Below are 18352 nucleotides of genomic sequence, written 5' to 3' on the forward strand. Positions count from 1 at the left end.
TGCCGACGTTCACAGCCTCTCATGCCTTCTCAATACGCGCGCTACCTTTGTTTTGCCGTTCTGTGCCTTGCGTTGACCTTGCCGTTTGGCGTCGTCAACCACACGTACCCGATTCCGACCTTCTACGCCGAATACAGCGCGCTGGCGCTTTACTTGGCGCTCGGGGCGACGGTCGCGCTGCTCGTGCGCGTGTCGGAGCCGCGCGTGTCGTTCGCCTCGCCGGTCGTTGCGCTCATGCCGCTTGCGTTCGGCGTGCTGCTCATCGCGCAGACGGTGTTGCTGCCGGTATCGCAGCCTTCGATGAACTGGCTCGGCGGCGCGTATCTGCTCGCCTCGTTCATCGCGGTGCATACCGGCTACGGGCTCGTGCGCGCGGGTTTGTCGGAGAAGGCGTTGCGCATCGGCGCGGCCGCGCTCATGGCGGGCGGTTCGTTCGCGGTCTTTTGCCAGATCGTGCAGTTGCTGCATCTGGAGGTGAAGTTCACGCCGTTTGTCGTCGCTTATAACGTGATGGCTGAGCGGCGGCCGTTCGGCAACATGGCGCAGGCGAATCACCTCGCAACGGTGATCGCCTTCGCGATGGCGGGCGCGCTGTACTTCGTGCAGACGCGGCGTTTGCCCGTTATCGTGTGGCTCGCGCTGACGGCGGTGTTTTCGCTAGGACATGCGCTGACCGTTTCGCGCGGACCCTGGTTGCAGATGGCGGTGATCGTCGTCGCCGGATTCTGGATGGCGTTCGTGCAGGGGCGGCCGGCAGTGGCGGAAGGTTTCGACGGACCCGGCCGCCGCGATCTTCGCGCGTGGCTCATGCCGGTGGTGCTCGCGCTCGTGTTCTTCGCGGTGAACGCGGCGGTGCGCTGGGCCAACGTGCGCTTCCACTTCGACCTCGCGCAATCGGCCGCCGAGCGCATGCAGGACGCCAATCAGATCGCGCCGCGCCTTGCGTTGTGGAAATACGGCTGGACGATGTTCCATACGCATCCCATCCTCGGCGTCGGCTGGGGCGAGTTTCCGCGCTATCAGTTCGACATGGTGCGCGAGCTGGGCGGCGTCGAGATCGCGAACAATGCGCATGACATCTTCATCGATTTGCTCGCGAAGACGGGCGCGCTGGGCCTCGGCATTCTGGTGCTGGGGTTCGTCTTCTGGCTGATTCGCGTGCTGCGCGCGCCGCAGACGCCCGCGCGCATTTTCGGGCTTTCGCTGCTTGGCGTTCTGCTGATGCATGCGTTGGTTGAATATCCGCAGCAATACATGTTCTTTTTGATGCCGGCGATGCTCGTGATCGGCTTGCTGGAGACGCGGCCGTTGCGGCTGGTGGCGAAGCCGTTGTCGTTCGGCGTGTACGTGGTGCTCGTGGTGGGCGGGCTGGCGGCGTTGTATCCGGTGATGCTCGACTATCATCGAGCCGAGGTGCTTTACTACGGATCGCGGCCGGCGGAGCAGTATCGGGACGATCCTTCGTTCCTCTTCACCGCGTGGGGCGAATACGGCGCGGCCACGCTCGTGCCGATCAACGCGCAGAACCTCGAAGAGAAGCTCGCGATGCATCGCAAGGCGATTGCGTTACTGCCGGGCGAGACGGTGTTGCGGCGATATGCGGTGTTGCAGGCGCTTGCTGGTCAGCGCGACGAAGCGCTGGACACGATGGCGAAGCTCAAGATTTTCGCGACCCAACTGCATGACTGGCCGAAGCAACTGGCGTCGGTTTATCAGCTCATCGATGAGACGGGGAAGCCGCTGGCTTCTTTCAAGGCGGATCTGGTGAAGTTGTATGGAGAGCCGGGGGTGGGGGGCGCCACTGCCGATGATGACGATGATGATGAGTGAGGTCGGCGTCGGCTCCGGGCGCGAGGACTACGCCGCCACCCAATCCCCCGACTTCCCGCCATGCTTCTCCAGCACCTTCACATTGTTGATCGTCATGCCGCGATCCACCGCCTTGCACATGTCGTAGATCGTCAGCAAGCCGATCTGCACGGCGGTGAGCGCTTCCATTTCCACGCCGGTGCGCCCGACCGTTTCCACACGCACTTCGCAGTGCACGCCAGGTAGCGTTTCGTCGATGCTGAAATCCACCGCCACGCGCGTCAGCGCAAGTGGATGACACAGCGGAATCAGGTCGGCCGTGCGCTTCGCGCCTTGAATAGCGGCGATGCGCGCGACGCCCAGCACGTCGCCTTTCTTCGCGCGGCCTTCGCGGATCAGCGCCAGCGTGCCATCGAGCATGGCGATGGAACCGCGCGCGACGGCGATGCGGCGTGTCTCGCCCTTGTCGCCGACATCGACCATGTGCGCCTCGCCGGCGGCATCGAAATGTGTGAGTCCGGACATAGCCTCTCCTTCGAACGGGCGCTCATCATACCAGCGCGATACGGCGTCTTCGGTCCGATTCAATCCACCGCCGAGCGCCGAACACTTGATACGATAAGCCTGTTTTCGTCATCAAGCTGACCGGCTCGCCGACGCCGGTTTCGCGCCATGAATTCGACACGTTCGAGCCGTGCGCTCATTTTCGTGCTGTGCCTGAGTCTCGCCATGCCGCCCGTTGCGTTGGCGCAGGTTGGTGCGTCCGTGGCTCGCGTGGATGATTCGGCGAAGGCGGGCGCAAGGGGCGCTGCAAACGCGACCGCCGCGAACGTGACCGCGACCGCCGCAAACGCGACCGCCGCAAATGCGATTACCGCAAATGCGATTACCGCAAATGCGACCAACGCAAATGCGACCACCGCAAATGCGATCGCCGCAAACGCGACCAACGCAAACGCGACCAACGCAAACGCGACCACCGCAAACGCCGGCACCTCAAACGCGCCCACCACAACCGCGCCCACCACAACCGCGCCCACCGCAACCGCGCCCACCGCAACCGCGCCTACCGCAACCGCAACCGCAACCGCAACCACAACCGCAACCGCAACCGCAACCGCAACCGCAACCGCAGCAACCGCGACCACCACCACCGTCCTCGCCTCACCCCCCGCCAACCTGGCCGACGGCGTCTTCGGCGTCTACGGCGGCGCCGAAAGCCGCTTCGCCAATCGGCCTGGGGAAATGAGCGGCCTGCGTGCGCCCTTGTCCTCGGTGCAGCTTCCCGATCTCGGCGATGGCTCCGGCGGCACGCTTTCACCGCAAGCCGAACGCACGCTCGGCGAACGGATGATGCGCGAAGTCCGCGCCGACCCCGACTATCTCGACGACTGGCTGATGCGCGATTACCTCGATTCCATCGCCACCAAGCTCTCCGCCGCCGCCGCGACGCAGTACCTCGGTGGCTATCGGCCGGACTTCGACCTGTTCGCCGTGCGCGATCCGCAAATCAACGCGTTCTCGATGCCCGGCGGTTTCATCGGCGTGAACACGGGGCTGATTTCCGCGACGCAGACCGAGTCGGAACTGGCGTCGGTCATCGGTCACGAGATGGGGCACGTGCTGCAGCGGCACATCGCGCGCATGATCGGCGCGCAGAAAAAGAGCGGCTATGCCGCGCTCGCTGCCATGCTCGCCGGCTTGCTCGCTGGTGTGATGGCGCGCAGCGGCGATCTCGGCATGGGTATCGCAATGGGCGGGCAGGCGTTCGCCGTCGACAATCAGCTCAAATTTTCGCGCGCGGCGGAACACGAGGCGGACCGCGTCGGCTTTCAGATGCTCGCCGCCGCCGGCTACGATCCCTACGCGATGACCGCGTTTTTCGCGCGTCTGGACCGCCTGACGATGTCCGACAACGGCGTGCCGCCTTATGCGCGCACGCATCCGCTGACCGTCGAGCGCATCGCCGATATGGAGGATCGTGCGCGGCGCGTGCCGTATCGCCAGCCGCGTCAGTCGCCCGAATACGCGTTCGTGCGGGCGCGCGCGCGGGTGCTGCAGGTCAATTATGCGAGTGATTATCGCGAGGTCGCGAGCCGGCTGAAGACCGAGATCAGCGATCAGACCGCGCTCAATCCGGCGGCGAACTGGTATGGCGTCGCGCTCGCGCAGTCGCTGCTCGGCGATTACGACGCCGCCAACGATGCGCTCGCGAAGTCGCGCCGTCTGTTCGAAGGCGAGGAGGCGAATGCGGCGGTGGCATCGGCGCAGGCGCGGCAGGAGTTGAAGAGTATCGGCGGCGCGGATGCGGCTAGCGGCGCACGGGGTTTGAAGGCGCAGCGTGGGGCGGCATCGTCGGCGAAGGCGGCTGCTTCCGTCGATGCCGGGTTGAATCTCGCTGCCGACGGCGTGAGATCCGCACAGGCGAGGCATATGCCTGCCGTCACCGATGCAAGGACGAATGGCGTCGCGTTATCGGAAGGCATGTCTTCGCTGCTCGGCAGTAGTGCGCACGATGTGCTGAGCTTTTCGGGGAGCGGCAATCGCGCGAGTAACCCGAACAATCCGCTCAACGTCAAGAGCGCGGCCAACACAGGCAGCGCAACGCTGGCGAACGGCGGGAACGGCGGGAACGGCGGGAACAGCGGGAACAGCGGGAACAGCGGGAACGGCGCGAACGGCGCGAACGGCGCGAACGGCGCGAACGGCGCGAACGGCGCGAACGGCGCGAACGGCGCGAACGGCGCGAACGGCGCGAACGGCGCGAACGGCGGGAACGGCGGGAACGGCGAGAACGGCGGGAACAGCGCGAACAGCGCGAACAGCGCGAACAGCGCGAACAGCGCGAACAGCGCGAACAGCGCGAACAGCGCGAACAGCGCGAACGGCGGGAACAATTCGCTCAACGTCAAGAACGCGGTCAGCACAGGCGGCGCGACGCTGGCGAGCAGCACGAACAACGCAAACAACGCAAACAACGCAAACAACGCAAACAACGCAAACAACGCAAACAACGCAAACAACGCAAACAACGCAAACAACGCAAACAGCGCGAACGGCGCGAACGGCGGGCACGGCACGAACAATTCGCTTAACGTCAAGAACGCGGTCAGCACAGGCGGCGCGACGCTGGCGAACGGCACGAGCAGCACGAACAACCCAAACAACCCAAACAACCCAAACGCAAAAGGCCTGAAAACCGCAAACGTCTCAACCGCAGAGAAAGATTCGTCGAGCCACCAAAACAACCCATCCGAGACGAATCGCGCGGGCGCTGCGACAACCACCGACGCGAACAGCACCTCCCGCCGCACGACCGCATCCAACACCCCGACCTCGAAGAACACGATCGCGCTTCCGCCGGTCCACGTCACGAGCACCTCTATCCCGCGCCAGAGCTCACAACCCGCCGCGCCACCGCAGCCGCCAGCGCCCGCAACGCCCCGCAGCACGCCTAGCCTCGACGTGCTAGCCGCCGATATCGCCCGCCGCGCCGGCCGTGACGACGACGCCATCCGCCTCGCGGAAATAGCGCAGAAGCGCTGGCCGGACTCGCACGCGGCGATCGATATCCATCTGCAAGCCTTGCTGTCGGCGCACCGCTACGCCGATGCTCAATCGCTCGCGCGCCGGGAAACGCGCGCCGACCCGTTACGCCCCGACTGGTGGCTTTATCTCGCGCAGGCGAGCGCGGGCCTCAACGACCCGCTGAGCCAGCATCAGGCGATGGCCGAGAAATTCGCACTCGACGGCGCATGGCCATCCGCGATTCGGCAGCTAAAGGAAGCGCGCGACCTGAAAACCGCGAGTTTCTACGATCTCTCGACGATCTCCGCGCGTCTGCGCGATTTCGAAACGCGCTACAAGGAGGAGCGCGAGGAGGAGAAAAACAGCTGAACGGCGGCGCGCCGCGGGTAGCGCTGAGCGAGCGCTCGACCCTGCCACGGCCGTACACGATCCGTGCGCCGATAACCCCTAACCTTGCACGCCAGTAGCCCGCGCAGCCGGACTCGCGAGAAAGCCAAAACGCGCCTCGACATCCGTCCGTCTGATCGTCTGCAAGGGAAGATCAATGCCGCCGCGCCAATGAAACACGCCACCGTGCTCGGGCAAAGCAGCCTCATCCAGCGAAGCATGATCCGCCAGCACCTCCAGATCATGATCGTGCAAAGCGGCCACGCGAGCCGGCGAGGAAGCATCGGCGAACAACACACCGCCTTCATCGTCGATCCACGCCTGTTCCGGCTCGAACGCCGCGCCCGCCTGATCGGTCAGCTGCAACGAACCATCCGCCGATACATCGAGCCGCACGATCCACGGCGTATAAGCCAACTCCACATACACGCGCTGCGGACCGTTCTGGAAGAACCACTGACCCTCGTCGTCGCGCTCGTAGTTGCGGTTGATGAAGCCGATCAGCGCCTCATGCCGGATGGGACTGCCGAGTTCGCCCGCGGCTTGCGCGGCATCGTCGCGCATGCGCCACTGGCCGCGTCGGTCGAGCAGAAGCCAGCCCGTGCAATGCGGCACGTTCGGCCATTTGGCAAGCGCCTGCCTGACGATGTCATCCATGAGCGACGAAGTTCTCCAGATAGCCGAACACACGCTGCGACAACCAGTCGATCCGCCCTGGAAACGGCCCCGTCATGAAGCCGACATGTCCGCCGTGGTTCGGCTGATCGAGCGTGACGCGCGACGACACTTCCGCCTGCGACGGCAACGCGAACTCGGGCAAGAACGGATCGTTACGCGCGTTGAGGATAAGCGCTGGCGCCGCGATGCGGTTCAGATGCGCGCGCGTGGTCGCGGTCGACCAATAGTGGTTGGTATCGCGAAAGCCGTGCAGCGGCGCGGTCACGACGTTGTCGAACTCGTACAGCGTGCGCGCGGCGAGTACGGCGTCGCGGTCGTAAAGGCCGGGAAACTGTCCGAGCTTCGCAAGCGCCTTGCGCTTGAGCGACTTCAAAAAGCTGCGTGTGTAGATCATGCCGAAGCCTTGCGAGATCGCTGCGCCGCCCGCGTGAACATCGAGCGGAGCGGAGATGGCGGCCGCCGCGCTGATGATCGACGAAGCCTCGGCGCCGCGGTCGCACAGCCAGTGCAGCAGCACATTGCCGCCCAGCGAGACGCCCGCCGCCACGATCGGCCCCGCGTGATTGGCGCGCAGGCGTCGCAGAATCCAGTCGACTTCGGCGCTGTCGGCGAGATGGTAAAAGCGCGGCAGCAGATTGAGCGCTCCACTACACGTGCGAAAGTGCGGCACGACGCCGTGCCAGCCGCGCGCTTGAGTGGCGGCCATCATCGTGCGGGCGTAGTGGGAGTCCGAACTGCCTTCGAGGCCGTGAAACAGCACGAAGAGCGGGGCGTCGGCGGGTGCTTCGTCGGCTACCCAGTCGAGATCGATGAAGTCGCCATCCGGCGTGGTCCAGCGTTCGCGCCGGTATTGCACCGCCGGCTTGCGCGCGAAGAGCGCCGGCACGATGGTCTGCGCGTGGCTCGTCGGCAGCCAGCGCGGCGCGTTGTAGAGCCAGTCCGCAACCGGCGCGCCGAGCGTTCGCCCGGCTGCCTGCACGCTTTCCTTAAGCGCTGCTGCGGGCCCCGTATCCACGAATGACGAATCGTGTTTCAACAAAGGATCGCGCTTCATGGCCACTCCCCGACATACGTCTTCTTAGTGCTGCTCTGCAACCGGGCCGCGTTTTTAGTGCAGCGGCCCCTGACCGTGGCGCATCTTGACCGCGAACTGGCCGGCCGTTTCCATCGGCATCTCGCTCGCGTGAATGTGCGCGATTTTCCATTCGCCGCGTTCGTGGACCATCACGTAAGTCGTGAACACCATGCGCGGCGCCACCGTTCCGGCTGGCTGATGCGCCTCCGCGATCGCATACACGACGGTGCCGAGACTGTCGTACACGCGGATATCGAGCGGCTCGATGGTCACCGCCTGCGCTTCGAACTGCTTGCCGATCCCGGCGCGGATGCTCGGCAGACCATGCAGATGCGTGCCGTCCGCGCAGATGCACGTGGCGAATTCCTCGTCGATCCACAACGACATCACGCTGTCGATGCTGGCGTCCGCGACAGCCTGGTAATAAGCGTTGAGGGTGTCGGCTGCGGCTTCGAAGAGGCGGGCGAAACGTGGCATGGCTCGTGGGTCTCAGGCTTTCGTTACGGCGCGCGCCCGTAGTGCCGGACTAGCGCCGCATCGGTCATTGGTCAAAGCATGCCCCCGTTCGGAGGCATTCGCGTGTGAGCGCCCGCACACTTGGGTCGATGCCGTCGGAGAACCGCTAGCGGATGTCGCAGCGGATCAATTTTCGAGATATCAACGATGCGCGAGCAGCATGCCGCGCAAGTCGCCGAAAACCTGTTCGGCGGAAAGTTCGCGAAGGCAGTTCAGATGGCCGAGCGGACACTCGCGGGCAAAGCACGGACTGCATTCAAGATGCAGCCATTGTACCTTTGCGAGATCGGACAAGGGCGGCGTGTGGCGCGGGTCGGTCGAGCCGTACACCGCGACGAGCGGCCGTCGCATGGCCGCCGCGACGTGCATGAGGCCGGAATCGTTGGTGACCACCGCGCTCGCTCGCGCGATCAACGCGCATGCTTCGCCGAGCGATGTCTGGCCGCACAGGTTGCGCACATTCGGTGCGCGGGCGGCGATGGCATCGGCGACGGCGGAATCTTTATTCGATCCCAGCGCGATGATCCGCGCATACGGAAACGACTGCGCGACGAACTGCGCCAGCGACGCAAAATGCTCCGGCGGCCAGCGCTTGGCGGGACCATACTCCGCGCCGGGACAAAACACGACGAGCGGCGTGCGCGTATCGAGATTGAAGCGCGCCGACACGCGCGCGGACTCGTTGGGATCGTTTTCCAGGCGCGGCACGGGCAGCGTTGGCGCGGGATTTTCGATGCCTTCGGGCTGCGGTTGCGCGAACTTGTCGACGAACGGCAGCTTCGCGCCCGGCGCATAAGCGAGCGCGGCGTAGTGCACGGTCATCGGCGGACGCTCGGTCTTTGGCGGATTGGCATGCCGCACGTTGAGCAGACCGTAACGGCTTTCGCCCTTGTAACCGATGCGCAGCCGGATGCCCGCCATCCAGGGCAGCAGCGCGGATTTCGCGGAATTGGGCAGCACGTAGGCGGCGTCGTAGCCGACATCGCGCAGGTCGCTCGCCAGTTGCCAGCGGCGCAGCAGTTGCAGCTTGCCGTGAGCGAGGTCGGTAGCGTAGACGTCGTGAATTTCCGGCATGCGTTCGAGCACGGGCGCGACCCACGAGGGCGCGACGGCATCGATCACGATGCGCGGATGCAGCTTTCTCAACAGCGTGAAAAGCGGCTGCGCCATGAGTGCGTCACCGATCCAGTTCGGTGCTATTACCAGCGCGCGGCGCATCAGTCGTTTTCCGATCTCAAAATATACGCGGCTCGCGGCTTATGGCGAGTCGTCGGTTGATGTGGGTGAGAGGCTTGAGCGCGCAATGTGTGATTGCGATTCGCGCATTGGACGAAGGCCGAAGCGGGCACGAGGCGTGGCTTCGGCCTTCCGTAAGAGGGCGGCTGCTCAATGCCCCTTGATGACTTCGCCGTCTTTCAGCTTGTAGCGCGTGCCGCAATACGGGCAACGCGCTTCGCCGTGCGTGATGTCGATAAACACGCGCGGATGCGTGCTCCAGCGCTGCATCTTCGGATTCGGACAGAACGCGGGCAGGTCCTTGGCCGACAGTTCAACCAGCGGCATTTCCTTCAGGTCGCTCATTGCAATCTCTTTTGAATGACTTGTGTTGCGTGCGGGGACACGGCGGGACGCTTGAAACCTCGCCCGCCGCAGCTTGCATTAAACCTTGGCGAGCCAGCTTGCGTACTTCTCGTTCTTGCCGCCGACCACGTCGAAGAATGCGCTTTGCAGCTTCTCCGTGACGGGACCGCGCGCGCCCGAGCCAATGGTGCGGTTGTCGAGTTCGCGAATGGGCGTGACTTCGGCGGCCGTGCCGGTGAAGAACGCTTCGTCGCAGGTGTAGACCTCGTCGCGCGTGATGCGCTTTTCGATCACCGGAATGCCGAAGTCGCGCGCCAGCGTGATGACCGTGTCGCGCGTGATGCCGTCGAGGCACGAAGCCAGGTCCGGCGTGTACAGCTTGCCGTTGTTGACGAGGAAGAAGTTCTCGCCGGAGCCTTCGGAGACATAGCCGTCCACGTCGAGCAGAAGGGCTTCGTCGTAGCCGTCGGTGATGGCTTCCTGATTCGCGAGGATGGAGTTCACGTACCAGCCGGAGGCCTTGGCGCGCACCATCGACACGTTGACGTGATGGCGCGTGAACGACGAGGTCTTGACGCGAATACCCTTCGCGATGCCGTCTTCGCCCAAATACGCGCCCCACGGCCACGCAGCAATGGCCACGTGAATGGTGTTGCCCTTGGCCGATACGCCGAGCTTTTCCGAGCCGACCCAGATGATCGGGCGGATATAGCAGGATTCGAGCTTGTTCTCGCGCACGACTTCGAGCTGCGCGGCTTCGATGGTGGCCTGGTCGAACGGCACTTCCATCTGAAAGATCTTGGCCGAATTGAAGAGACGCTTGGTGTGTTCCTTCAGGCGGAAAATGGCCGTGCCTTGTGACGTCTTGTATGCGCGCACGCCTTCGAACACGCCCATGCCGTAGTGCAAGGTATGGGTCAGAACGTGGATATTGGCGTCACGCCAGTCGACCAGCTTGCCATCCATCCAGATCTTGCCGTCGCGGTCGGCCATTGACATACGGTTCTCCTAGCTGTCTCGTTCAGTGAATGCGGGGCTTGGCGCCTTAGTTCGGCATGAGTGCGGCGCGGGCCGAAAGGCGGCGAAAGACCGTTATTTTAGCTTGATTTCGCGACGGAACCGATCTCGAAGCGGCTTTCACGACGCTATAATTTCCCTTTCGCCGCCAAGTTGCCGGCAAAGTTTCCTTTCGTCGCGGTATTGCGCGCGGTATTACGCGCGGGATCGGAACCAGCGTGGAGCCAGCGCCCGGCGCATCGGTTGGAAGCGGCCAAATACGCGTCATCATGGATTGGCCGCTAAAAGCATCCGGTGCTATCGGTTAAAATGCTGGTCTTTCCTGTTGCATCAAGCGAGGTCGAGAGTGTGTCCGGCAGTCACCGCGCAACGGTTCCCAAGCTCACCGCCTCAACGGAGCGCGCCCGGCATGTGCTTGTACTTGAGCGCCGCCGCCTGTCTGTTCCTTCGATCTCCTGCTTTCCCGGTTCCTCGTATTGCCTGTTTTGCCCGCGCGTTCGGCCCGCTCGCGCGGCCTTCGCCTCCGGCATGATCCGCGTGTCGTTGCCACGGCTAAAAGAAGTCCTCGAAGTCACGCGGCCACCCCACGAACCGGCCGGCACAAGCCGGTCTTCCTCGCCCGAACCGCTTTTCTACCTACGTTGACTCCCATGACGAAAGTATTGCGTTTCACCGACCTCATCTCCGAAGGCAAAGTCTCCGGCAAGCGTGTGTTCATCCGCGCGGATCTGAACGTGCCGCAAGACGATGCCGGCAACATCACCGAAGACACGCGCGTGCGCGCCTCGGTGCCGGCCATCAAAGCCGCGCTCGATGCAGGCGCTGCCGTGATGGTCACGTCCCATCTGGGCCGCCCGACCGAAGGCCAGTTCAAGCCGGAAGACTCGCTCGCGCCCGTCGCGAAGCGTCTGTCCGAATTGCTCGGCCGCGACGTGCCGCTCGTCGCGAACTGGGTCGATGGCGTCGAGGTTCAGCCGGGCAACGTCGTGCTGCTCGAAAATTGCCGCTGCAACAAGGGCGAGAAGAAGAACGACGACGGCCTCGCGCAAAAGCTCGCGAAACTCTGCGACATCTATGTGAACGACGCCTTCGGCACCGCGCATCGCGCGGAAGCAACCACGCACGGCATCGCGAAGTACGCGCCGGTCGCGTGCGCGGGCCCGCTGCTCGCCGCCGAACTCGATGCGCTCGGCAAGGCGCTCGGCAACCCGAAGCGTCCGCTCGTCGCCATCGTCGCCGGGTCGAAGGTTTCGACCAAGCTGACCATTCTGAAGTCGCTGGCGGAGAAGGTGGATCAACTGATCGTCGGCGGCGGTATCGCCAACACGTTCATGCTGGCCTCGGGCCTGAAAATCGGCAAGTCGCTCGCCGAAGCCGATCTCGTCGACGAAGCGAAGGAAATCATCGATCAGGCGCGCACGCGCGGCGCATCCGTGCCTATTCCGAGCGATGTCGTCACCGCGAAGGAATTCGCCGCGACCGCGAAAGCCGAAACCAAGCCCGTCGCGGATGTGTCCGACGACGACCTGATCCTCGATATTGGTCCGGACACCGCGAAGGCGCTCGCCGCGCAACTGGAAACGGCGGGCACGATCGTATGGAACGGCCCCGTCGGCGTGTTCGAGTTCGACCAGTTCGGCAACGGCACGAAGACGCTGGCGCAGGCCATTGCGAGTTCGTCGGCATTCTCCATCGCGGGCGGCGGCGACACGCTCGCGGCCATCGCGAAGTACAACATTCACGACAAGGTGAGCTACATCTCGACCGGCGGCGGCGCGTTCCTCGAATTCCTGGAAGGCAAGACGCTGCCCGCGGTCGAAGTGCTCGAGTCGCGGGCTTAAGGTCTTGACGACCCGAGGAAATCCGGCGAAGGCAGGCAAGAAGCGCGCGCAGGAAGCCGGCGGCGCGCAAAAAGACGGAATCAGAAACGTAGTGGCGGGCGGGGCATCGGGCGACGAGCTCGACGCCGCCGCGCTCGCGGCGCGGGCCATTGCCGAAGCGGCTCAGAACACCGAGGCGTCGTCCGGCGAAGCCCGCGCGCAGAATCAGCAACCGAGGCAGAACGAAGACGCGGCATCGCCGGCACCAACGGCGGCGCCCGTCATCATCGGCGGCTTGCCCGCTCATGCAATCAAGCAAATCGATAAAGCGACGCCGGCACGATCCGGCGCGCGCGCGCAACCGGTGAGCAACACCTCACCGTCGGCGCAACGTGCTCGCAGCGTCACGGGCGGTCCTACAGAGACGAGGAATTCCATGCATCGCGCTACCAAAATTGTTGCCACCATCGGTCCGGCATCGAGCAGTCCCGAGATCCTGCTGCAGATGATGCAAGCGGGGCTCGACGTCGTTCGCTTCAACTTTTCGCACGGCACTGCCGACGATCATCGCCAGCGCGCCGAATGGGTGCGCGAGGCCGCGCGCCAGACGGGCCGCGAAGTCGCCATCATGGCCGACCTGCAAGGCCCGAAAATTCGCGTCGGCAAGTTCGAGAACAACAAGACGATGCTCGTCGCGGGCAACAGTTTCGTGCTCGACGCCAATTGCGAACTCGGCAACAACGAGCGCTGCGGACTCGACTACAAAGACCTGCCGCGCGATTTGCGCGCCGGCGACGTGCTCCTGCTGAACGACGGCCTGATTGTCCTCGACGTCACGCGCGTGATCGGCGAAGAGATTCACACGGTCGTAAAGGTCGGCGGCGAGTTGTCGAACAACAAGGGCATCAACCGGCAGGGCGGCGGACTCACGGCGCCGGCGCTGACCGAGAAGGACATGGAGGACATCAAGACGGCGATGTCGCTTGGCGCGGATTTCGTCGCGGTGTCGTTCCCGAAAAACGCGACGGACATGGAAATGGCGCGTCAACTCGCGAACATCGCGGGCGCGCCTTACGGCATCAAGCCGAAGATGATCGCGAAGATCGAGCGCGCCGAAGCCATTCCGGCGCTGCAAGGCATTCTCGATGCGTCGGACGGCATCATGGTCGCGCGCGGCGATCTCGCGGTGGAGGTGGGCAACGCGGCCGTGCCCGCGCTGCAAAAGCGCATGATCCGCATGGGGCGCGAGTCGAACAAGCTCGTCATCACCGCCACGCAGATGATGGAATCCATGATCCACGCGCCCGTGCCGACCCGCGCGGAAGTGTCGGACGTGGCCAACGCCGTGCTCGACGGCACCGACGCCGTGATGCTTTCCGCCGAAACCGCGGCGGGCAAGTATCCGGTGACGACCATCGAGACGATGGCCGCCATTTGCGTCGAAGCCGAGAAGTCGGAAGAGTCGCAACTGGACCGCGATTTCCTCGACCGCACGTTCACGCGCATCGACCAGTCCATCGCCATGGGCGCGCTGTTTACGGCGTTCCATCTCGGCGCGAAGGCGGTCGTGGCGCTGACCGAATCCGGTTCGACCGCGCTGTGGATGTCGCGTCACTGGACGCATGTGCCGATCTTCGCGCTCACGCCGCGCGTGGCGAGCGAGCGCACGATGTCGCTGTATCGGAATGTCACGCCGTTGCATCTCGATACCAACATGGACCGCGACGACGCGCTCAATCAGGCGCTGGAAGTGGTCGTGTCGAAGGGATACGCGGCGCGCGGCGACATGGTCGTGCTCACCGTCGGTGAGCCGATGGGCGCGGCGGGCGGCACCAACACGCTGAAGATCGTGCGCGTCGGCGATCATTTCTGAGCGCGCGTAGAGCGAAAAAACGCTTTCGGATGAGCGCGAATTCAGCCTGATCCGAGCCAGGCGTTATTTGTAAAGTAAAATCAACGGGTTCCGGCGACGGGACCCGTTCCCATTTCTTTTCGCCGCTCACGGCAACTTGAGCGGCGGTCAACATTTCTCCGTACCTCTTCGGACCATGACGATGTCCACGCTATACGAATCCACGATCAAATCGCTGCCGCTGCTCGGCCGCGGCAAGGTTCGCGACAACTATGCCGTCGGTCAGGACAAGCTCCTGATCGTTACGACCGACCGCCTCTCCGCATTCGACGTCGTCATGGGCGAGCCGATTCCGAACAAGGGCCGAGTGCTCAATCAGATGGCCGACTTCTGGTTCGAGAAGCTCGGTCATATCGTGCCGAATCACAATACGGGTATCGATCCGGCGAGCGTCGTCGCGCCGGACGAGGTGGCGCAGGTGACCGGCCGCGCGGTCGTGGTGAAGCGTCTCGAACCGATTTTGGTGGAAGCGGTCGTGCGCGGCTATCTCGCGGGCAGCGGCTGGAAGGACTATCAAGCGACGGGCGCGGTCTGCGGCGTGGAATTGCCGCCCGGCCTGCAAAACGCGCAGAAGTTGCCCGAGCCCATTTTCACGCCCGCCGCGAAGGCCGAAATGGGCCATCACGACGAGAACATCACGTACGACGACATGGAACGGCGCATCGGCACCGAACTGTCGGCCACCATCCGCCGCATTTCCATTCAGTTGTACAAGGAAGCCGCCGAGTATGCGGCGACGCGCGGCATCATCATCGCGGATACCAAGTTCGAGTTCGGCCTCGACAACAAGGGCGAGCTGTTTCTGATGGACGAAGTGCTCACCGCCGACTCCTCGCGCTTCTGGCCGGCCGACGGCTATCAGGTCGGCACGAACCCCCCGTCGTTCGACAAGCAGTTCGTGCGCGACTGGCTCGAAACGCAGCCGTGGAAGAAGGAACCGCCCGCGCCGAAGCTGCCCGACGAAGTCGTCGCCAAGACCGCCGAGAAGTATCAGGAAGCGTTGCAGCGCCTGACCGGGCAGACGCTCGCATAACACCCGTATCGCGCGCGGTCATTTGGAAGAGATGACGGCGCGCCCGAACCAACGCCCAAGGAAAGCAGCTAAATGAGCGAAGTACAGACCGGAGCGCATTCGCACGATGCGCCGCTCGTCGGCGTGTTGATGGGTTCCAGCTCCGACTGGGACGTCATGAAGCACGCCGTCGCGATCTTGCAGGAATTCGGCGTGCCTTATGAAGCGAAGGTGGTGTCCGCGCATCGCATGCCGGACGAGATGTTCGGTTATGCCGAAAGCGCGCGCGCGCGCGGCGTGCAGGCGATCATCGCGGGCGCGGGCGGCGCGGCGCATCTGCCGGGCATGCTGGCCGCCAAGACCACGGTGCCGGTGCTCGGCGTGCCGGTGGCGAGCAAGTATCTGAAGGGCGTGGATTCGCTGCATTCCATCGTGCAGATGCCCAAGGGCGTGCCGGTTGCGACCTTCGCCATCGGCGAGGCGGGCGCGGCGAACGCGGCGCTCTTCGCGGTGTCCATTCTGAGCGTGACCAATGCGCGTTACGCCGAAGCGCTGGCCGCGTTCCGTGTGAAGCAGAACCAGGCCGCGCGCGATATGGCGCTGCCTCCGCTCTGAAGCGTTCAAACGTCGAAGCATTGAAGTGCGATGCCGCGCGCCCCTATGCGCGGCGTCTGGAAATCAAACCAGCAAATCAGTCCCGGCAAGCCCCAGCCCACGATGAACCCAAACAAATCCCCGAACTCACCCATCCTGCCCGGCGCGTGGCTCGGCATGGTCGGCGGCGGCCAGCTCGGCCGCATGTTCTGCTTTGCCGCGCAGTCGATGGGCTATCGCGTCGCCGTGCTCGATCCCGACCAGACGAGTCCGGCGGGCGCGGTCGCTGATCGTCACATCCGCGCCGGTTACGAAGACAAGGCCGCGCTCACCGAACTCGGCCGCTTGTGCGCGGCGGTTTCCACCGAGTTCGAGAACGTGCCGTCGGCAAGTCTCGAATATCTCGCTTCGTGCACGTTCGTGAGCCCGGCGGCGAGTTGCGTGGCAATTGCGCAGGATCGCGTCGCGGAGAAGCGGTTTATCGCCGAGGCGGGCGTGCCGGTCGCGCCGCACGTGGTGATCGAATCGCCGGAAGCGCTTGCAGCGTTGTCGGACGAGAAGATCGCGGCAGTGCTGCCCGGCATTCTCAAGACCGCGCGCCTTGGCTATGACGGCAAGGGACAGGTGAGCGTGCGCAACGTGCAGGAAGTGCGGAACGCGTATGGCTCGCTTTCGGGCGTGCCGTGCGTGCTCGAAAAACGCATGCCGTTGAAGTACGAAGTGTCCGTGCTGATCGCGCGTGGCGGCGACGGCAAGTCGGCCGTGTTCCCGCTTGCGCAGAATTCGCATGTCGGCGGCATTCTGGCAAAGACCGTCGTGCCTGCGCCCGATGCGCCCGCCGCGCTCGTCGCGCAAGCGCAGGATTCGGCGTTGACCATCGCGGCGAAGTTGGGCTATGTCGGCGTGTTGTGCGTCGAATTCTTCGTGCTGGAAGACGGAACGCTCATCGCCAATGAAATGGCGCCGCGTCCGCACAATTCCGGCCATTACACGGTCGATGCCTGCGCCACGAGCCAGTTCGAACAGCAAGTCCGCGCGATGACCGGCATGCCGCTCGGCGATACGCGCCAGCATTCACCAGCCGCAATGCTGAATCTGCTCGGCGATATCTGGTTCAACGGCGACAAGCAACGCGCTCCTGCCTGGACCGACGTCGTGGCAATGCCGGCTGCGCGCCTGCATCTGTACGGCAAGGAAGAAGCGCGCCATGGCCGCAAGATGGGTCACATCAACTTCACGGCGGCGACGCTGGAAGAGGCGCGCACGGCGGCGCGCGACTGTGCGCGCATGTTGCATATCGCGCTCGATTGAAAGACTTGAAGCAGTAAGGCAATGACCATCATCCATCCGAGCGCCGCGCAGATCGACGAAGCAGCGGCCCTGCTCGACGCAGGCGAACTCGTCGCGTTTCCGACTGAAACGGTCTACGGCCTCGGCGGCGATGCCGAGAATCCCGAAGCCATCGCGCGCATCTATGCCGCGAAGGGCAGGCCGGCGAATCATCCGGTGATCGTGCATCTCGCGCCCGAAGCCGATCCAGGCTATTGGGTAAGCGCGTTGCCGGCGGATGCACAAAAGCTCATCGACGCCTTCTGGCCCGGACCCTTGACGCTCATCCTCAAGCGCGCGGAGCGCATTCCGGCGGCGGTGAGCGGCGGGCAGGATTCGGTGGGCATTCGTTGCCCGTCGCATCCGGTGGCGCAGCGGCTGTTGTCGGCGTTTCACGCTTTACGCAGCGGAACGGGCAAGCAAGGCGGCGTGGCGGGGCCTTCGGCGAATCGCTTCGGACACGTAAGTCCGACGAGCGCACAACATGTTCGCGATGAATTCGGCGCGAGCGTTCATGTGCTCGATGGCGGGACGGCGCAAGTGGGAATCGAATCGACGATTCTGGATTTATCGCGCGGCTTTCCCGCTTTGTTGCGGCCGGGACACGTGAGTCCGCTGCAGATCGCGGATGTGATCGGCGTCGCGCCGAGATTGCCGGATGGAACGGATGCCACCGCGCCGCGCGCCTCGGGCACGCTGAAGGCGCATTACGCGCCGAGGACGCCGCTCGCGTTGCTGCCTTTCGCGGCGATCGAACCGATCCTCGTTGCGGCCCGTGCCAATGCGCGCGACAAGAAGATCGCGCTGGTGGCGCGTGCGTCGAGCGCAGGCGATTGGGCGCGCGATTCCGGCGTGCACTTCGTGGCCGCACCTGAAGACCCGCAGAGTTATGCGCGGGAGTTGTATGGCTTGCTGCGGGCGCTGGATCGGGCGAATGTCGAACGCATTCTCATCGAGAAGCTGCCGGAATCGGTCGAGTGGATCGCGGTGAATGACCGGCTGGGAAGAGCGGCGGCGGCATTCGAAGGGGAAGGCGCTTAGCTCGCTCATGTTCGCTTCGACAGCGACGCGAAGGATTGTCCACGGCAAAAAGA

Annotated in this window: 15 protein-coding genes and 1 pseudogene; 8 read left to right on the plus strand and 8 right to left on the minus strand. The window is 64.2% G+C overall.

The genetic code is table 11. The features are described from left to right. The first annotated feature begins 21 nt into the window (after positions 1–21). Positions 22–1830, plus strand: coding sequence for a Wzy polymerase domain-containing protein (locus tag QCE79_RS02240; protein ID WP_309841506.1), 1809 nt, complete (start codon positions 22–24; stop codon positions 1828–1830). Between the two features lie 27 nt (positions 1831–1857). Here the strand turns inward: QCE79_RS02240 and moaC are convergent, their stop codons facing one another. After that, positions 1858–2334 carry a cyclic pyranopterin monophosphate synthase MoaC gene (gene moaC, locus QCE79_RS02245; protein WP_309841509.1) on the minus strand — a complete coding sequence of 159 codons (477 nt, stop codon included), beginning with the start codon at positions 2332–2334 and terminating at the stop codon, positions 1858–1860. A 361-nt stretch (positions 2335–2695) separates the two neighbouring features. Then, the gene (locus tag QCE79_RS39260) at positions 2696–2869 is read right to left on the minus strand and encodes a hypothetical protein (RefSeq protein ID WP_404989356.1); all 174 of its coding nucleotides are present in this window, start codon (positions 2867–2869) and stop codon (positions 2696–2698) included. A gap of 179 nt (positions 2870–3048) precedes the next feature. Between QCE79_RS39260 and QCE79_RS02250 the strand changes: the two are divergent. Continuing rightward, a pseudogene (locus QCE79_RS02250) lies at positions 3049–5706 on the plus strand (M48 family metalloprotease); the annotation flags it as partial. Between the two features lie 78 nt (positions 5707–5784). Here the strand turns inward: QCE79_RS02250 and QCE79_RS02255 are convergent. From QCE79_RS02255 to QCE79_RS02280, 6 genes are all read right to left on the minus strand, one after another. After that, positions 5785–6381, minus strand: coding sequence for a DUF2946 family protein (locus QCE79_RS02255; RefSeq protein ID WP_309841511.1), 597 nt, complete (start codon positions 6379–6381; stop codon positions 5785–5787). Further along, positions 6374–7456 carry an alpha/beta fold hydrolase gene (locus tag QCE79_RS02260; RefSeq protein WP_309841512.1) on the minus strand — a complete coding sequence of 361 codons (1083 nt, stop codon included), beginning with the start codon at positions 7454–7456 and terminating at the stop codon, positions 6374–6376. The genes QCE79_RS02255 and QCE79_RS02260 overlap by 8 nt, the downstream gene beginning before the upstream one ends. 54 nt (positions 7457–7510) lie before the next feature. After that, entirely contained in the window at positions 7511–7954 is a 444-nt protein-coding gene (locus QCE79_RS02265) for a nuclear transport factor 2 family protein (protein WP_244827142.1), read from the minus strand. 180 nt (positions 7955–8134) lie between these two features. Continuing rightward, positions 8135–9211, minus strand: coding sequence for a lipopolysaccharide heptosyltransferase II (gene waaF / locus QCE79_RS02270; RefSeq protein ID WP_244827143.1), 1077 nt, complete (start codon positions 9209–9211; stop codon positions 8135–8137). A gap of 168 nt (positions 9212–9379) precedes the next feature. Beyond that, a complete protein-coding gene (locus QCE79_RS02275) occupies positions 9380–9574 on the minus strand; it encodes a zinc-finger domain-containing protein (RefSeq protein ID WP_244827144.1) in 195 nt (64 codons plus the stop codon). 78 nt (positions 9575–9652) lie between these two features. Further along, the gene (locus QCE79_RS02280; RefSeq protein ID WP_244827145.1) at positions 9653–10573 is read right to left on the minus strand and encodes a branched-chain amino acid transaminase; all 921 of its coding nucleotides are present in this window, start codon (positions 10571–10573) and stop codon (positions 9653–9655) included. A gap of 668 nt (positions 10574–11241) precedes the next feature. On the opposite strand from QCE79_RS02280, the gene QCE79_RS02285 reads away from it, so the two are divergent. The 6 genes from QCE79_RS02285 (at position 11242) to QCE79_RS02310 (ending at position 18299) form a co-directional block, all read left to right on the plus strand. After that, positions 11242–12432, plus strand: coding sequence for a phosphoglycerate kinase (locus QCE79_RS02285; RefSeq protein ID WP_250491840.1), 1191 nt, complete (start codon positions 11242–11244; stop codon positions 12430–12432). A gap of 415 nt (positions 12433–12847) precedes the next feature. Beyond that, a complete protein-coding gene (gene pyk, locus QCE79_RS02290; protein ID WP_244827966.1) occupies positions 12848–14284 on the plus strand; it encodes a pyruvate kinase in 1437 nt (478 codons plus the stop codon). A 181-nt stretch (positions 14285–14465) separates the two neighbouring features. Next, the gene (locus tag QCE79_RS02295) at positions 14466–15356 is read left to right on the plus strand and encodes a phosphoribosylaminoimidazolesuccinocarboxamide synthase (protein ID WP_244827147.1); all 891 of its coding nucleotides are present in this window, start codon (positions 14466–14468) and stop codon (positions 15354–15356) included. A 72-nt stretch (positions 15357–15428) separates the two neighbouring features. After that, complete coding sequence (gene purE, locus QCE79_RS02300) at positions 15429–15950, plus strand: 5-(carboxyamino)imidazole ribonucleotide mutase (protein WP_244827148.1); 522 nt, start codon at positions 15429–15431, stop codon at positions 15948–15950. Between the two features lie 102 nt (positions 15951–16052). Continuing rightward, positions 16053–17240 (plus strand): 5-(carboxyamino)imidazole ribonucleotide synthase, encoded by a 1188-nt coding sequence (locus QCE79_RS02305; protein WP_309841523.1) that lies wholly within the window; start codon positions 16053–16055, stop codon positions 17238–17240. 21 nt (positions 17241–17261) lie between these two features. After that, positions 17262–18299, plus strand: a complete 1038-nt coding sequence (locus tag QCE79_RS02310; RefSeq protein WP_309841527.1) for an L-threonylcarbamoyladenylate synthase — start codon at positions 17262–17264, stop codon at positions 18297–18299. The last annotated feature ends 53 nt before the right edge of the window (positions 18300–18352 follow it).

This window comes from Caballeronia sp. LZ003, from assembly GCF_031451465.1.
In the GTDB taxonomy this organism is placed as follows: Bacteria; Pseudomonadota; Gammaproteobacteria; order Burkholderiales; family Burkholderiaceae; genus Caballeronia.

Coding starts and splice junctions, on each gene's coding strand:
- QCE79_RS02240 (WP_309841506.1), top strand. CDS start 22: ATGCCTTCTCAATACGCGCGCTACCTTTGTTTTGCCGTTCTGTGCCTT.
- moaC (WP_309841509.1), bottom strand. CDS start 2,334: ATGTCCGGACTCACACATTTCGATGCCGCCGGCGAGGCGCACATGGTC.
- QCE79_RS02255 (WP_309841511.1), bottom strand. CDS start 6,381: ATGGATGACATCGTCAGGCAGGCGCTTGCCAAATGGCCGAACGTGCCG.
- QCE79_RS02260 (WP_309841512.1), bottom strand. CDS start 7,456: ATGAAGCGCGATCCTTTGTTGAAACACGATTCGTCATTCGTGGATACG.
- QCE79_RS02265 (WP_244827142.1), bottom strand. CDS start 7,954: ATGCCACGTTTCGCCCGCCTCTTCGAAGCCGCAGCCGACACCCTCAAC.
- waaF (WP_244827143.1), bottom strand. CDS start 9,211: ATGCGCCGCGCGCTGGTAATAGCACCGAACTGGATCGGTGACGCACTC.
- QCE79_RS02275 (WP_244827144.1), bottom strand. CDS start 9,574: ATGAGCGACCTGAAGGAAATGCCGCTGGTTGAACTGTCGGCCAAGGAC.
- QCE79_RS02280 (WP_244827145.1), bottom strand. CDS start 10,573: ATGTCAATGGCCGACCGCGACGGCAAGATCTGGATGGATGGCAAGCTG.
- QCE79_RS02285 (WP_250491840.1), top strand. CDS start 11,242: ATGACGAAAGTATTGCGTTTCACCGACCTCATCTCCGAAGGCAAAGTC.
- pyk (WP_244827966.1), top strand. CDS start 12,848: ATGCATCGCGCTACCAAAATTGTTGCCACCATCGGTCCGGCATCGAGC.
- QCE79_RS02295 (WP_244827147.1), top strand. CDS start 14,466: ATGTCCACGCTATACGAATCCACGATCAAATCGCTGCCGCTGCTCGGC.
- purE (WP_244827148.1), top strand. CDS start 15,429: ATGAGCGAAGTACAGACCGGAGCGCATTCGCACGATGCGCCGCTCGTC.
- QCE79_RS02305 (WP_309841523.1), top strand. CDS start 16,053: ATGAACCCAAACAAATCCCCGAACTCACCCATCCTGCCCGGCGCGTGG.
- QCE79_RS02310 (WP_309841527.1), top strand. CDS start 17,262: ATGACCATCATCCATCCGAGCGCCGCGCAGATCGACGAAGCAGCGGCC.